Here is a 14111-nt window from a genome sequence, read left to right as displayed (position 1 = left end):
GCGCTCAGAAGCGGCGGTGGAAGCCGATCGAGACGTGGGTGTAGCTCAGGTCCGTCTCGATGAACCGATTGCCCGCCGGGTTGGTCGAGCGGTCGAACCGCACGGTTCCGAGATCGACGCGCGACACCTCGGAGCGGAGCGACCAGCGGTCGGGCACCGGCACCTCGATGCCGAAGCCGACGGTATAGCCCGTCTCGATGCCGTCGACCGTGCAGGGCGTGGCGCCGCAGCGCCCGATGCTGGCCGTCGCCGACACGTCGGCCACCGCAAGCCCGCCCGTCACGTAGGGCAGGATGCCGTTCTCGAGCGCGAAGCCGAGCCGTCCCTGCACCGTGGCGAGCGCGTTCACCGCGTGGTCGCAGCCGCCGCGTCCCCGGCCACAGGGCGCGTTCCCGCCGCCCCGGCGCACCGTGCGGCCCGCGGCATCCGACACGGCGAGATCACCGTCGATCCCGAAGACCAACCGGCCACGTTGCCAGGTGTGACCGTAGGACAGACCGAAGGTGATCCCGTCGGCCGAGACCTCGTGCCCCTGGCGACCCGCGGGAATGACGCGGGTATGCGCGGGCGACCCCGACACATGGCCCAGTTGCAGGCCGATCGTCCGCCCCGACCAATCCTGCGCGGTCGCGGGACCGATGGCGGTGAGTGCGATGACGAGCCCGGCGACGAGATGCTTGAGCGACATGTCCGGCGGCTTCCCTGGAAAAATTAACGATCTGTTAACACTTTGTCCCGGTCTGACTGCTGCGGTCCGATGGAGCAACCCCCGATCGCCCGGCATCCCGGGATTGCCGCGGAGTGTCGTTTCGGGATCATCGCGGTTGACGGAACACGCCTTGGCTGCGTTCATCGCCCCACGCATCGCCGGGGAGGGCGTATGGGAGGGATCGTCGCAGCCGTCAGGGCGCTGGGCACCATCAACGCGGGCGCGCTGGCCGTGGGCCGCTGGGTCGGCGTAATCTGCATGGCGCTGATGGTCGGCTTCATCCTGATCCAGGTTTTCTGGCGCTACATCCTCTCGAACCCGCTCCCCTGGCCCGAAGAGGCGGCGCGCTTTCTCATGTTGTGGCTGATGGTGGTCGCGCCGACGGCGCTGCGCCGGGGCGGGTTCGTGGCGATCGACATGATCCAGCTCGTGCTGCCGCGCCTGGTCGGCGGCCTTCTGATGCTGGTGCTGTCGCTCCTCTCGCTTCTGGTGCTCGTCGTGGCCGCCAAGATCGGCTGGGATGAGGTCACGGGCTTCTCGGGGCGCTTCAAGACGTCTGCGCTGTACTACCCGACCGGCGAGGGCTGGGAGAAGATGCCGCGCAGCTGGATGATGGCATCGCTGGTCGTGGGCCTCGTGATGATGGTCTCGGTCATGGTCGAGCTGATTCTGCGGCAGATCGCGGCGCTGGGCGGGGCGGCGGATCGCCTGCCCGTCATTCCCGAGACCGATACGGTGGGGGCGGAATAGATGCTCGTCTGGTTCCTGCCGCTCTTCCTGCTCCTCCTGATGGTCGGGCTGCCGGTGTTCTTCGCGCTGCTCGCGGCGCCGGGCGTGATGCTCTGGCTCAACGGCGACACCAAGGACCTCGTCCTGCTCTACCGCAACACCTACAACGGGATGGACAGCTTCCCGCTGATGGCGATCCCGTTCTTCATGCTCGCCGGCGAGATGATGAACCGCGGCGGCATCACGCTCCGCCTGGTCGAGTTCGCGCAGGCGCTGGTCGGGCATTTCCGCGCCGGTCTCGCGCAGGTGAACATCCTGTCGTCCATGCTCTTCGCGGGGCTATCAGGCTCGGCTGTGGCCGACACTTCGGCGCTGGGCTCGATGCTGATCCCGGCGATGGAGAAGGAAGGCTATACCCGCAAGTTCGCCGCCGCCGTGACCGCCGCCTCGTCAGTAATCGGGCCGATCATCCCGCCCTCGGGGATCATGATCATCTACGCCTACGTCATGGAACAGTCGGTCGCAGCGCTGTTCCTCGCGGGGATCGTGCCCGGCGCGATGGTCGGGATCGGCCTGATGCTGGTCACCAACCTGATCGCGCGGCGCGACCCCGCCGCGATGCCCGCCCTCAAGCGACGAGCGACATGGCCCGAGAAGGGGCGCGCGTCGCTCAAGGCGTTCTTCCCGCTCCTGACCCCCGTCATCATCCTGGGCGGCATCCTCGGCGGGGCGTTCACACCGACCGAGGCCAGCGCCGTCGCCGTTGGCTACGCGGTGATCGTGTCGCTCTTCATCCTGCGCGAAATGACGTGGCGCGACCTGCCGGACGTGCTGGGCAAGGCGGCGCTGATCTCGTCGGTCGTGCTGCTGCTGGTGGGCGCGGCGATGGCGTTCAAGACGGTCGTCGCGCTGAGCCACGCCCCCGAGGCGCTGGCCGACTTCATCCTGTCGCTGTCGCAGAACCCCCTGATCCTGCTGCTGCTGATCAACCTTCTGCTGTTCATCATCGGGATGTTCCTCGATGCGGGCCCGGCGATCATCATCCTCGGCCCGATCCTCGGGCCCATCTTCACCGATCTGGGCGTCGACCCGGTGCATTTCGCGATCATCATGTCGGTGAACCTGACCGTGGGCCTCGCGACGCCGCCGATGGGGCTCGTGCTCTTCGTGGCGTCCTCGGTGTCGGGCGAACGGGTGGAATCCATCGCGCGCGCCATCCTGCCCTTCCTCGCGGTCGAGGTTCTGGTGATCTTCCTCATCACCTACATCCCCGCCATCTCGCTCGCGGTGCCGCGCTTCTTCGGCTTCCTCTGACCATCGGCGGCAAAGCGCCTTTGATTTCAGCGCGATTGACAGACGTTTACGTCACGTAAATCATCGGGGGTCCGGTCTCCACCTTGTCTGGGAGGGCTGCGGTGGGCGGCCGGTTCACAGGGAGAGAGACTCATGACTACCGCGAAGATCCTCGTCGCGCTGATCGCGACGACCATCCTGGCCGGCCCCGCGCTGGCCCAGTCCAACCTCGAGAAACTCGGCAACATGCAGGCCACCGGGGCCACCCATACGGAGATCGCGCAGGACGGCGAACGGGCCGATGCGCTGCGCGACATCCTCCAGCACATCAACGTGCCGGACGGGTTCGAGGTCAGTCTCTACGCGGTCGTGCCGGACGCCCGTTCGATGGCCGTCGCACCCCAGGGCACGGTGGTCTTCGCGGGAACGCGCAAGGACAAGGTCTGGTCGATCGTCGACCGCGACCGAAACCGCGTCGCCGACCAGGTCTTCGACTTCGCGCCGTCCATCACCTTCGACATCCCGAACGGGCCGTGCTTCTCGCCCGACGGGTTCCTCTACATTGCCGAGCGCAACCGCATCCTGCAATTCCCGGCGGCCGAGTTCTTCTTCGAGGGCCCGGACCCGGCGGTCGGCGTGGTCGTGGACCAGGGCGAGCTGATCCCGCCCGAGGAGGAAAGCTTCAACCACACCGCGCGCGTCTGCCGCATCGGGCCGGACGGCAAGCTCTACGTCTCGCTCGGCCAGCCCTTCAACGTGCAGCCGGTCGAGAAGCTGGAGATGTACGACGAGATCGGCATCGGCGGCATCGTGCGGATGAATACCGATGGCTCGGACCGCGAGGTCTATACCCGCGGCGTTCGCAATTCGGTAGGTCATGACTTCAACCCCGAGACGGGCGAGCTCTGGTGGACCGACAACCAGGTCGACGGCATGGGGGACGACATCCCGCCGGGCGAGTTGAACCGCCAGACCGAGGCCGGTCAGCATTTCGGCTTCCCGTGGACGAACAGCCGGGTCGAGATCCCCGAATATCAGGGCGTCCCGCGTCCCGAGGGCGTGTCCTTCGTCGAGCCGCAGCTGGAACTGACCGCCCATGCCGCCGACCTGGGCATGAGCTTCTATCGAGGTGACAGCTTCCCCGACCAGTATCAGGGCGGCATCTTCTGGGCGCAGCACGGGTCGTGGAACCGCACCACGCCGGTGGGCGCGCGGGTGATGTTCACCGCGCTCGACGAGGAAGGGAACGCTGCGGGCGCCGAAGTCTTCGCCGATGGCTGGCTCGACGAGGCGACGGGCGAGTATCGCGGACGGCCGATGGACATCGCGTTCCTGCGGGACGGCTCGATGCTGGTCTCGGACGACTTCGCCGGGGCGATCTGGCGCATCGCCCACGTGCCCTCGACCGAATGAGGCACCTTTGCCTTCTGGCTCTCGGCGGGCTCATGCTCGCCGGGGGCTCGCCCGCCTTCGCCGCCGACCCCGCCGCCGGGAGGCAGGTCGCGAACATGTGCCGGACGTGCCACGGGCTCGACGGCTACGCGCAGATCCCCATCGCGCCCCATATCGGGGGCGAGCCGCTCGACTACCTCGAAGCGCAGCTCACGGCATTCAAGGACGGCACGCGCGAGCACGAGATGATGTCCATCGTCGCCCGCGGCCTGTCGGAGACGCAGATCGCGGATGTCTCGGCGTGGTACGCCGCCCACGAGGTCACCGCGACGCTGCCCGAGGGGGTCGCGGCCGAGGACGCGCCCGAGGATTGCGTCGCCTGTCACGGCGCGGACGGCCTGTCGCTGGTGCCCGACGCGCCGAACCTCGCGGGCGAGGTGAACATCTACATTGACACCCAGCTGAAGGCGTTCCGCACGGGCAAGCGCACTCACGAGATCATGACCGACATCGCGGCCGACCTGACCGACGCCGAAATCCGTGCCTATGCCGACTGGTATGCCGCCGTCACGCTGGAGATCGCGCCCGCGCCCTGACGCCCGGCTTTGCGAATCTGGTGGTGGACTAAGGCCGCGTCATCCCGTCAGATGCCCCCATCGCCCGTCATCGGCGCCGAGACCCTCGGCCCCGGCGGCGGAGATCGATGCCGGGAGGAGGGATCGCCTGCGACCGGCAAGAGAACGGGGGCACGCACATGAGGCCCCGACAGGGAGGACAGAAATGAAATTCGCATCCATGCTGAAGGCCGGTGCGCTGGCCGCGCTCGTGACGCTTCCAGGCGTCGCGGCCTGGGCGGACGGCCACGCCATCAACATCCGCGCCACCGCGAACTCGAACGAGAACGACGAGGATTACGACGGGCTCGTGGTCTTCAAGAACTACGTCGAGAACGCGTCCAACGGCGCGATTACGGTCGAGCTCTTCATCGGCACGCAGCTCTGCTCGAACGGGGCCGAGTGCCTGCAGGGCGTGGCCGACGGGTCGATCGACATCTTCGTGACCACCTCGGGTGGCGCCGCGGGCATCTTCCCCTACGTGCAGATCTTCGACCTGCCCTACCTGATGGCCGATGACCGCATCGCCGAGGAGGTGCTGACGAACACCGACCTCGTCAGCCAGCTCCGCTCGAAGGCGCTGGAGGATTCCGGTGACGCGATCCGCATCATGACCGTGGGCAACACCGGCGGCTGGCGCAACTTCGCCAACACGCAGCGCCGCGTGGCCGCGCCCGCCGACATGGAGGGCCTGAAGATCCGCACCGTGGTCGCCGACCTCCCGCAGGAGCTGGTGCGCGCGCTGGGTGCCTCGCCGACGCCGATCCCGTGGCCCGAGCTCTTCACCTCGTTCCAGACGGGCGTGGTCGAAGGCTCGAAGAACGGCATCACCGACATCATGGGCATGAAGTTCCCCGATGCCGGCCTGCAATACGTCACGCTGGACGGGCACGCCTACATGGCCGCCATTTGGGTGATGAACAACGCCAAGTTCCAGGAGATGGACGACGCCATGAAGCGCGTCATCGTCGACGGGTTCTCGGCGCTGCAGCAGGCGACCTTCGCCTCGCCGAAGCGCAAGTCGATCCAGGCCTACGAGGAGTTCGTGGCCGGGGGTGGCGATCTCTACGTGCTGACGCCCGACGAGAAGCAGGCATTCCAGGACGCCGCGGCGCCGGTCTATGACTGGTTCGCGTCGAACGTGGACGGCGGCGAGGAGATGCTGGCCAACTTCCGCGCGGCCATCGCGACCGCCGAGGAAAGTGTCGGCGCCCGCCGCGACATGGACATGCAGTGATCGCACCCGGACGGGTGTGACGACCGGGGCGGCTTTCGGGCCGCCCCGTTTCGGTTCGACTCCAGCGCTACCAGTCCGGCGCGCGCAGGGCCGCGGCGATGTGATCGACGAAGGCGCGCACACGGGCGGGGAGCATGCGGTCGGGCAGGAAGACCGCGTGGACCGCGCCGTCATCGGCCTCGGTATACGCTTCGAGCAGGGGGACGAGGCGACCCTCGCGAATGGCGGGACGTGCCAGATGCTCGGCGCAGCGCATGATCCCGAACCCCGCCTCGCACATCTGCACCAGCGACAGCCCCTCGTTCGAGCGGAACCGCCCGCGCGCCTGGAACGTCCAGCGCTCGCCGTCGATCGAGAAGGGCCAGGCGTTCAGGTGCTCGCGCGCGCCCGCCCATGCGAGAACCGGAAGCGCGTCGAGGTCGCGCGGCGTTTCGGGCACGGGGTGGCGGGCCAGGAAGGCGGGTGCCGCGACCACGACGCGGCGCAGATCGCAGAGGCGGCGCAGCGTCAGGCCGCTATCGGGCAGGCGACCCATGCGGATGGCCACGTCGATCCCGTCGGCCACTAGGTCGACGCTATCATCGGTCAGCACCAGCGACAGGTCGAGCGCGGGGTGGCTGTCGAGGAAGCCGGGCAGGAGCGGCGCGATCCGGTCGAGCCCGAAGGCCAGCGGGGCCGAGACGCGCAGGGTGCCTGCGATGCGCGCCGCGCCGTCGCGGGTCTCGCCCTCGGCCCGCTCGACGGCGTCGAGGGCCACGCGCGCGCCTTCGGCGTAGCGCAGGCCCTCGTCCGTGGGGCGGACCTCACGCGTGGTTCGATGCAGGAGTTTCGTCCCGAGCCGGTCTTCCAGCCGCCGCACCGATTGCGAGACGAAGGGTTGCCCGGTGCCCAGCCGATGCGCGGCGGCGGTGAAGCCCCCCGCTTCGACCACGGCCACGAAGACCCGCATCTGGAGGAGTCGGTCGTCCTTCACGCGTGCACCATAAGTGTCATCACCGCCGCGGCGTTGCGCGACGCGGCGCCGCGCGGCATCCTCCGGCCACCCAATCCGTCACCCCATGCGGCGCCCGCGCGCCCGGAGGACCCACGATGCTCGACCTCGGCAACCGCGTCTCGATCTACCAGCCGGAACAGACCGGCCTCGAATTTCCCTACGAGCCCCATTTCGACAGCGTCGACGAGGAGCGGCGTCATCGCAAGGAACGTCTGGTCGCCGCCTGCCGCGCCTTCGCCGCCGAGGGCTTCGACTACGGCTTCGCGGGCCATTTGACCGTCCGCGATCCCGAGCGTCCGGAGCTCTACTGGACGAACCCGATGTGCGTTCATTTCGACAAGGTGAAGATGTCGAACCTGATCCTCGTCGATCACGAGGGCACGGTGATCGAGGGCACCCATGCGGTGAACCGCGCGGGCTTCGTGCTCCATGCCAATGTCCACGAGGCGCATCCCGACATCATCGCGATGTGCCACGCGCACACGACCTACGGCACCGCGTGGTGCGCGACGGGACGCCCGATCGACCCGGTGACGCAGGATGCCTGTGCGTTCTTCGAGGATCACGTGGTGATCGGCGACCAGGCGGGCGCGGTCGCCGTCGAGAACCATGCGGGTTCGGACGTGGCGGTAGCGTTCAAGGGCGTAAAGGCGGCGCTGCACCAGAACCACGGGCTGCTGACGGCGTCGCGTCACTCGATCGATTCGGCGGCCTTCTGGTTCATCGCGCTGGAGCGGTGCTGCCAGCAGCAGCTCGCGCTGGCGGCGACCGGCATCGACCCGATCCGCATCCCCGAGGACCGGGCCCGCTACTCGCGCGAGCATGTCGGCTCGGACTATATCGGTTGGCTGCATTTCCAGACCATCTGGAACCAACTGGCGCAGGACGCCCCGGACATGCTCGACTGACCGGGGCCGCGCGCCCGACCGTGGGAGGCGGTCGGGCGCACCCTCACCGGAACGGATACATCCAGACCTTGTAATCCTCGACCAGCACGAGGGCGTGGGCGATCTGCTCGGGGGTCATCTTCTTGACGACCTCCTCTTGGCTGATGGCGGCATCGGGATCGCCGCCGATGGCCGAAAGCACGTACCACAGATAGGCGCGGACGAGGTCCGGCGCGGGCATGCCGAGGCCGACCTCGTAGTACCAGCCGACGCCCGATTGCGCGCCGGGATGGCCCTTCATCGCCGAGCGGAGATACCAGTCGAAGGCGCGGACCGGGTCGCGCTCGACCCCGAGGCCCAGCGCGTACATGACGCCGATCAGCTCCTCGGCATCGGCGTTGCCGGACCGCGCGGCCGGCCAGAGCGCGGCGCGGGCCTCGGCGAAGCGGCCCGCCTCCATCAGGTCGCGCGCGTCCTCGATATCGGCGCGGGCGGGGCTGGACACCACCAGCAGGGTGGCCAAGATCGCGACATGGCAGTTCATCGTCTTCTCCTCGCGCTGACCCTAGCGGCGGCGCCCGCCCTGGCGGAAGAGGTGACCTTCCATCCCTTCGATCCCGCGCGGGCCGAGATCGGGCGGCTCCTGTTCTACGACCCCATCCTGTCGGGGAACCGCAACATCTCCTGCGGGACATGCCACCACCACGAGACGTTCTCGGGCGATGGGCTGTCGCTGGGCATCGGCGAGGGGGGCGAGGGGCTGGGGCCGAAGCGCACCGCAGGGGCGGGGGCCGCGGCGATCCGCAAGCGCGTGCCGCGCCATGCGCCCGCACTCTGGAACGTCGGCGCGACCGAGTTCGAGCGGTTCTTCCATGACGGGCGGGTCTCGCTCTCGGAGGCCTATGACAACGGCTACGACACGCCCGCCGAGGAATGGCTGCCCGACGGCCTTCCGACGCTTCTGGCGGTGCAGGCGCTGTTCCCGATGACGGCGCAGTTCGAGATGGCGGGCAACGTGGGCGAGAACGAGGTGACGGGCGCCGTCGGCGACCGCATCGATCTCGGCTGGCCGATCCTCGCCAAGCGGGTCCGCACGATCCCGGCCTATGGCGACGCCTTCATCGCCGCCTTCGACGACGTGACCGCCGCCGAGGACGTGACGATCACCCATATCGCGATCGCGCTGGCGGACTTCATGGGTTCGGAATGGCGCTCGCTGGATGCGCCCTGGGACGCCTATCTCGACGGCACCCCGCTCGCCCCGGCCGAGGAGCGGGGCCGTGCGCTGTTCTTCGGAGCGGCGAATTGCGCGTCGTGCCATTCGGGGCCGCTCTTCACCGATCACGATTTTCACGCGCTGGCACTGCCGCCCTTCGGCCCCGGTCGCACCCGCCGCTTCGATCCCCTGCCGCGCGATACCGGACGCATGGCCGAGACCGACGACCTGGACGACGCCTATCGCTTCCGCACGCCGTCCCTGCGCAACGTGACACTGACCGCGCCTTACGGTCATAACGGCGCATATCCGACGCTCGAGGGGATCATCCGGCATCACGCCGATCCGCTTGGCGCGCTGGCCGCCTGGACACCTGACCTCGCCAAGCTGCCTGATGCCCCGTGGCTGGCCGCGGTCGATTTCGCGATCCGGGACGACCGCCGCGAGATGGCGCGGATGGCGGCGCGGGTCGATATCGTGCCGGTCGAACTCGGCGACGGCGACATTGCGGATCTGGTCGCGTTCCTCGGCGCGCTGGAGGGCGGGGCAAGTCGGCACGGGCGGCTGGGACGACCCGACACGGTTCCCAGCGGACTGCCGGTCGACTGATGCGCGGTCATTTTCTCACCGCAGAAAATGGGGAAAAATCTTCCCGAAGATTTTTCCCCGGCGGCGACGTGGCGCGATGACGCGGCTTCTGGTCTGCGGCATCGCCGTGATGGATTACGTCCACCGGATGGACGCGCTGCCCGAGGGCGAGGGCAAGCACCGCTCCCACAGCTTCCAGCGGATCGGCGGCGGCTGTGCTGCGAACGCGGCGGTGGGTGCGGCCCGGCTGGGTGCGCGTGTCACGCTCCTGTCGCGCGCGGGTCAGGACGGGGCAGGCGACGAACTGGCGGCGCTTCTGGACGGTCAGGGCGTGACGCCGATGCTGGCGCGGGGCGGGCGGACGCCGCTGTCGTCGGTGATGGTGGACGCGTCGGGCGAACGGATGATCGTCAACTTTCCCGGTGCGCATCTGCCGACCGAGCCGCCGCCCCTGCCGGATTTCGACGCGGTCCTCGCCGATTGCCGTTGGCCCGAAGCGGCGGAGACGGTGCTTGCCGCCGCGCGGGCGGCGGGGCGACCGGGCGTGCTCGACGGCGAGAAATACACGCCCGCGCCGCTGGCCGCGCAAGCGTCGCATGTCGTCTTCAGCGCGCCGGGCCTGCGGGACTTCACCGGGATCGACGCGCTCGATCGGGCGCTGGCGGATGCGGCAGCGCGGCTGCCGGGCGCGGTGGCCTATACCGACGGGCCGGACGGCGTGCGCTGGGCCGACGGACCCCATGTGCCGGCGCGCGAGGTCGATGCGGTCGACACGCTCGGGGCGGGCGATCTGTGGCACGGGGCGTTTGCGTTGGCGCTCGGACGCGGGGAAGCACTGGACGCCGCGTCGGATTTCGCCAACCGTGCGGCGGCGATCAAATGCACGCGCGCCGGGGGGTGGGAGGTCTATCCCGTGGCGCGCGACCTGGAGGGTTCATGACCATCACGCTCACCCCCGGCAAACAGCTGGGCTTCCGCCGCATGTCCGACGCCGCCGGTCTCTTCAAAATGACCGCCGTCGACCAACGCCCGCCGATCAAGGGCCCGATCGCGGAGCATCATGGCGGCGAGGCGCCGTGGGAGGACGTGGCGCGCGTCAAGACGATGCTGCTGGAGGCGTTGCAGCCCTCGTCGACGGCGATGCTGCTCGACCCGCATTTCGCGATCCCCCACGGCTGGGAGGTGTTCGACCCCAGGAAGGGTCTGATCGTGACGCTGGAGGACAGTCTCTTCGTCGAGACCGGCCAAGGCCGCCGGTCGGCCGAGATCGACGATTGGTCGGTGGGCAAGATCAAGCGGATGGGCGGCGACGCCGTGAAGGTGCTGGCGTGGTATCGGCCCGACATCTCCGAGGAGGTCGCGCAGGCGCAGCACGATTTCGTCAAGCGCATCGGCGAGGCCTGCGCGCGGTTCGACATCCCGTTCCTCTTCGAGCTGCTGGTCCACCCGATCGAGAGCGATGCCGAACAGACCTCCGACTACACCGAGATGGCGACGAAGCATTCCGATCACGTCCTGAAATCGGTCGAGGCCTTCGCGGGCGACGATTACGGCGTCGATGTCTTCAAGCTGGAAAGCCCGGTGCCCGCAAAGGGCATCACGCCGGGCGACACGGGTGTGCAGGCGCTCTTCGGCGAGCTGGGTCGCGCGGCGGGACGCCCATGGGTGATGCTGTCGGCGGGGGCCGACAAGCCCGATTTCAAGACGGTCCTCGACTACGCCTATGCCGCCGGGGCGTCGGGCTACCTCGCCGGGCGGGCGATCTGGCTCGACGCGTTCAGGTCCTATCCCGACTGGGACGCGATGGGCGAGGGGCTCGTCCGCGACTCGGTTCCCTACATGGAAGAGCTCAACGTCCTGACCGATGAGAAGGCGACGCCCTGGCATCGCCACGACGTCTACGGCGGCAAGGGCCTCGCGTTCTGTGACCCGACCGAGACCTTCCGCCGGAGCTACGGAGACATTTCGTGAAGATCGGCATCCTGCCCCTGGCGCGCCCGACCTTCGACGTCGCCTTCGCCGAGGAGAAGCTGGCCGCGATGCTGGCGGCCCTCGACGCGAGCGGGCACGAGGTGGTCGGGTCGCGCGCGCTCCTGATGGGGCCGGACGAGGGCGCGCTCGACGCCGTGTCCGGGGCGGACGTGCTCCTGATCCTGCAGGTCACCTTCACCGATGCGGCTTTCGCCACGCGCGCCGCGACGGGGTTCGCGGGCCGCGTCGCGATCTGGGCCGTGCCCGAGCCGCGGGTCGGCGGGCGGCTGCGGCTGAACGCGTTCTGCGGCCTCAACCTCCTGAGCCACGCGCTCGGCCTCAACAATCGGCGCTTCGCCTGGGCTTACGGCGACACGGTCGATCTCGACGCGCTGCTGAGCGGGCCCGAGGTGGCACCGGTCCTTGGTGTGGCGACGGATGCGGCCCCACGCGCCATCCGCCGCGACCTGAAGATCGCGCGCATCGGCGAGCGGCCCGAGGGGTTCGACACCTGCGCCTACGATGCCGCGGCACTTCGGGGCCTGACCGGCGCTGAAGTGACCGAACTGACCCTGCCGGACCTCTTCGACCGCGCGCGCGCCACGCCCGCCCGGCCCGAGCATGTCGCGCAGGCCGAGGCGCTGGGCGGTGTGGCGGAATTGGACGCGGGTGAGCTCGACCGGTCGCTGCGGCTGGCCGGCGCGCTGGACGATCTGCGGGCCGAGCATCGTTTCGACGCCATGGCCATCCGCTGCTGGCCAGAGACCTTCACCGAATACGGCGGCGCGGTCTGTGGCCCCGTCTCGATGCTGGGCGAGGCGCGCACGCCCTGCGCCTGCGAGGCGGATGTCTACGGCGCCGTGACGCAAGCGATCCTGCAGGACGTGGCGGACGCCCCGGTTTTCCTTGCCGATCTGGTGGACATGGACGGCGAGACCGGCGTCGTCTGGCATTGCGGGCAGGCGCCCGCATCAATGGCGGCGGGCGCGCGGGGTGCCACGGTCCATACCAACCGCAAGCAGGCGCTTCTGATGGAATTCGCATTGAAACCGGGGCGCGTGACGCTCTTCCGGCTGAGTCAGGCCCATGGGCGCGCGCAGGTGGTCATCGCCACGGGCGAAGTGACGGACGCGCCGATGGCCTTCACGGGCACCAGCGGGACGGTGCGGTTCGACCGGGGCGCGGACGCGGTCTGCCGCGACGTGATGGCCAGCGGTCTGGAGCACCACATGGCGCTGGCCTATGGCGACTACGCGGACGCGCTGGCAGGGGTCGCGGCGGGCCTGGGCGTTCCGGTGCTGGAACTCGGCGCGGCGCGGGAGGCCGCGCGATGATCCGATACGGCCTGATCGGCGCGGGCATGATGGGGCAGGAGCATATCCGCAACATCAACCTTCTGGGCGACGCGCGCGTGACCGCCGTGGCCGATCCCGACGAGGCGATGCGCCGCCTTTCCATGGCCACCGCCGAAAGCGCCAAGGGTTTCCTGACGGCCGACGACCTGATCGCGGAGGGCGAGTGCGACGTCTATCTGGTGGCCGCGCCCAACGACCTCCATGCCGGGTTGCTGCAGCGGCTGATGGCGACGGACAAGCCGATCCTCGTCGAAAAGCCGCTGGCGACGACCAGCGCTGCCTGTCGCGATCTTCTCAACATGGCCAAGGGCCGCCGCGCGCCCATCTGGGTGGCGATGGAATACCGATACATGCCGCCGATCCAGAGGCTGTTGCAGGCGGTCGAACAGGGCGCGGTGGGCGACCCGCGCATGGTCTCGATCCGCGAGCATCGCTTCCCGTTCCTGCCCAAGGTCGACGACTGGAACCGCTTCAATGCGCGCACCGGCGGCACGCTGGTCGAGAAATGCTGCCATTTCTGGGACCTGATGCGGCTGATCGTGCAATCCGACCCGGTGCGCGTGTATGCCAGCGGCGGCGTCGATGTGAACCATCGCGACGAGCGCTATGCGGGCGGCGTGCCCGACATCGTGGACAACGCCTATGTCATCGTCGATTTCGCCAACGGGACACGCGGGATGCTGGACCTGTGCATGTTCGCGGAAGGCTCGCACTGGCAGGAATTCGTCGCGGTCACCGGCCCGAAGGCCCGCTGCGACGCGCTGATCCCCGGACCTGCGCGCTTCGCGCCGGACGGCGCACCGCGCGAGGCCGAGTTCGTCACCAGCGTCCGCGCCCTGAAGGAAGAGGTGCGCGAGGTGATCCACACACCGCCCGAGCTTCTGATCGCGGGCGACCACCATGGCTCGACCTTCTACCAGCACCAGCGGTTCCTGGAGCTGGTGCGCCGGGGCGGGAACGTGCCCGAGGTGACGCTGGAGGACGGCTACTGGTCCGTGCTGGTGGGCGAGGCGGCCGAGGAATCCGCGCGCTCGGGCGAGGCGATCTCGCTTCTGGGGCGGGGTCCGTGAGTGGACCCCGCGCGGGGAGGGGGCGCTGCCCCCGCCGCCTTCGGCGGCCCCCCGAG

The 14111-nt window shown here is 69.0% G+C and carries 14 protein-coding genes; 11 read left to right on the top strand and 3 right to left on the bottom strand.

Features of this window, described 5'->3' with window-relative positions; genetic code table 11:
• Positions 1-4: 4 nt before the first annotated feature.
• Positions 5-688, bottom strand: a complete 684-nt coding sequence (locus ACK8OR_RS09615; protein WP_410189180.1) for an outer membrane protein — start codon at positions 686-688, stop codon at positions 5-7.
• A gap of 192 nt (positions 689-880) precedes the next feature.
• On the opposite strand from ACK8OR_RS09615, the gene ACK8OR_RS09610 reads away from it, so the two are divergent.
• The 5 genes from ACK8OR_RS09610 to ACK8OR_RS09590 all read left to right on the top strand — a co-directional run bounded on the left by ACK8OR_RS09610 (position 881) and on the right by ACK8OR_RS09590 (position 5974).
• Entirely contained in the window at positions 881-1459 is a 579-nt protein-coding gene (locus tag ACK8OR_RS09610) for a TRAP transporter small permease (protein ID WP_410189179.1), read from the top strand.
• A complete protein-coding gene (locus ACK8OR_RS09605; protein WP_410189178.1) occupies positions 1460-2752 on the top strand; it encodes a TRAP transporter large permease in 1293 nt (430 codons plus the stop codon).
• A gap of 132 nt (positions 2753-2884) precedes the next feature.
• Entirely contained in the window at positions 2885-4144 is a 1260-nt protein-coding gene (locus ACK8OR_RS09600; protein ID WP_410189177.1) for a PQQ-dependent sugar dehydrogenase, read from the top strand.
• A complete protein-coding gene (locus ACK8OR_RS09595) occupies positions 4141-4719 on the top strand; it encodes a c-type cytochrome (protein WP_410189176.1) in 579 nt (192 codons plus the stop codon). Before ACK8OR_RS09600 ends, ACK8OR_RS09595 begins: the two co-directional genes overlap by 4 nt.
• 184 nt (positions 4720-4903) lie before the next feature.
• Entirely contained in the window at positions 4904-5974 is a 1071-nt protein-coding gene (locus ACK8OR_RS09590; RefSeq protein ID WP_298436172.1) for a TRAP transporter substrate-binding protein, read from the top strand.
• Between the two features lie 67 nt (positions 5975-6041).
• Here ACK8OR_RS09590 and ACK8OR_RS09585 read toward each other — a convergent pair whose 3' ends face one another.
• Positions 6042-6947: a LysR family transcriptional regulator gene (locus ACK8OR_RS09585; protein ID WP_410189175.1), complete on the bottom strand. Its 906-nt coding sequence runs from the start codon at positions 6945-6947 to the stop codon at positions 6042-6044.
• A 116-nt stretch (positions 6948-7063) separates the two neighbouring features.
• Between ACK8OR_RS09585 and ACK8OR_RS09580 the strand changes: the two genes are divergently transcribed.
• Positions 7064-7876 carry a class II aldolase/adducin family protein gene (locus ACK8OR_RS09580; protein ID WP_410189174.1) on the top strand — a complete coding sequence of 271 codons (813 nt, stop codon included), beginning with the start codon at positions 7064-7066 and terminating at the stop codon, positions 7874-7876.
• Positions 7877-7919: 43 nt separating this feature from the next.
• Here ACK8OR_RS09580 and ACK8OR_RS09575 read toward each other — a convergent pair whose 3' ends face one another.
• A complete protein-coding gene (locus ACK8OR_RS09575; RefSeq protein ID WP_410189173.1) occupies positions 7920-8399 on the bottom strand; it encodes a tetratricopeptide repeat protein in 480 nt (159 codons plus the stop codon).
• Here ACK8OR_RS09575 and ACK8OR_RS09570 point away from each other — a divergent pair.
• The 5 genes from ACK8OR_RS09570 (at position 8388) to ACK8OR_RS09550 (ending at position 14055) form a co-directional block, all read left to right on the top strand.
• Positions 8388-9680, top strand: a complete 1293-nt coding sequence (locus ACK8OR_RS09570; RefSeq protein ID WP_410189172.1) for a cytochrome-c peroxidase — start codon at positions 8388-8390, stop codon at positions 9678-9680. The genes ACK8OR_RS09575 and ACK8OR_RS09570 overlap by 12 nt on opposite strands.
• Positions 9681-9756: 76 nt before the next feature.
• Positions 9757-10599: a PfkB family carbohydrate kinase gene (locus ACK8OR_RS09565; RefSeq protein ID WP_410189171.1), complete on the top strand. Its 843-nt coding sequence runs from the start codon at positions 9757-9759 to the stop codon at positions 10597-10599.
• Positions 10596-11630 (top strand): tagatose 1,6-diphosphate aldolase, encoded by a 1035-nt coding sequence (locus ACK8OR_RS09560; RefSeq protein WP_410189170.1) that lies wholly within the window; start codon positions 10596-10598, stop codon positions 11628-11630. The genes ACK8OR_RS09565 and ACK8OR_RS09560 overlap by 4 nt, the downstream gene beginning before the upstream one ends.
• The gene (locus tag ACK8OR_RS09555) at positions 11627-12964 is read left to right on the top strand and encodes an L-fucose/L-arabinose isomerase family protein (protein WP_410189169.1); all 1338 of its coding nucleotides are present in this window, start codon (positions 11627-11629) and stop codon (positions 12962-12964) included. The genes ACK8OR_RS09560 and ACK8OR_RS09555 overlap by 4 nt, the downstream gene beginning before the upstream one ends.
• Complete coding sequence (locus ACK8OR_RS09550) at positions 12961-14055, top strand: Gfo/Idh/MocA family protein (RefSeq protein WP_410189168.1); 1095 nt, start codon at positions 12961-12963, stop codon at positions 14053-14055. The genes ACK8OR_RS09555 and ACK8OR_RS09550 overlap by 4 nt, the downstream gene beginning before the upstream one ends.
• Positions 14056-14111: the final 56 nt, after the last annotated feature.

This window comes from Jannaschia halovivens, from assembly GCF_046452375.1.
Taxonomy (GTDB): domain Bacteria; phylum Pseudomonadota; class Alphaproteobacteria; order Rhodobacterales; family Rhodobacteraceae; genus Jannaschia; species Jannaschia halovivens.
Note: the sequence above shows the minus strand (reverse complement) of the source record. Positions and strands in the feature narration are given on the sequence as shown.

Bases quoted from the DNA above. Each gene is read 5' to 3' on its own strand.
- ACK8OR_RS09615 (WP_410189180.1), bottom strand. From the start codon at position 688: ATGTCGCTCAAGCATCTCGTCGCCGGGCTCGTCATCGCACTCACCGCC.
- ACK8OR_RS09610 (WP_410189179.1), top strand. From the start codon at position 881: ATGGGAGGGATCGTCGCAGCCGTCAGGGCGCTGGGCACCATCAACGCG.
- ACK8OR_RS09605 (WP_410189178.1), top strand. From the start codon at position 1,460: ATGCTCGTCTGGTTCCTGCCGCTCTTCCTGCTCCTCCTGATGGTCGGG.
- ACK8OR_RS09600 (WP_410189177.1), top strand. From the start codon at position 2,885: ATGACTACCGCGAAGATCCTCGTCGCGCTGATCGCGACGACCATCCTG.
- ACK8OR_RS09595 (WP_410189176.1), top strand. From the start codon at position 4,141: ATGAGGCACCTTTGCCTTCTGGCTCTCGGCGGGCTCATGCTCGCCGGG.
- ACK8OR_RS09590 (WP_298436172.1), top strand. From the start codon at position 4,904: ATGAAATTCGCATCCATGCTGAAGGCCGGTGCGCTGGCCGCGCTCGTG.
- ACK8OR_RS09580 (WP_410189174.1), top strand. From the start codon at position 7,064: ATGCTCGACCTCGGCAACCGCGTCTCGATCTACCAGCCGGAACAGACC.
- ACK8OR_RS09570 (WP_410189172.1), top strand. From the start codon at position 8,388: ATGGCAGTTCATCGTCTTCTCCTCGCGCTGACCCTAGCGGCGGCGCCC.
- ACK8OR_RS09575 (WP_410189173.1), bottom strand. From the start codon at position 8,399: ATGAACTGCCATGTCGCGATCTTGGCCACCCTGCTGGTGGTGTCCAGC.
- ACK8OR_RS09565 (WP_410189171.1), top strand. From the start codon at position 9,757: ATGACGCGGCTTCTGGTCTGCGGCATCGCCGTGATGGATTACGTCCAC.
- ACK8OR_RS09560 (WP_410189170.1), top strand. From the start codon at position 10,596: ATGACCATCACGCTCACCCCCGGCAAACAGCTGGGCTTCCGCCGCATG.
- ACK8OR_RS09550 (WP_410189168.1), top strand. From the start codon at position 12,961: ATGATCCGATACGGCCTGATCGGCGCGGGCATGATGGGGCAGGAGCAT.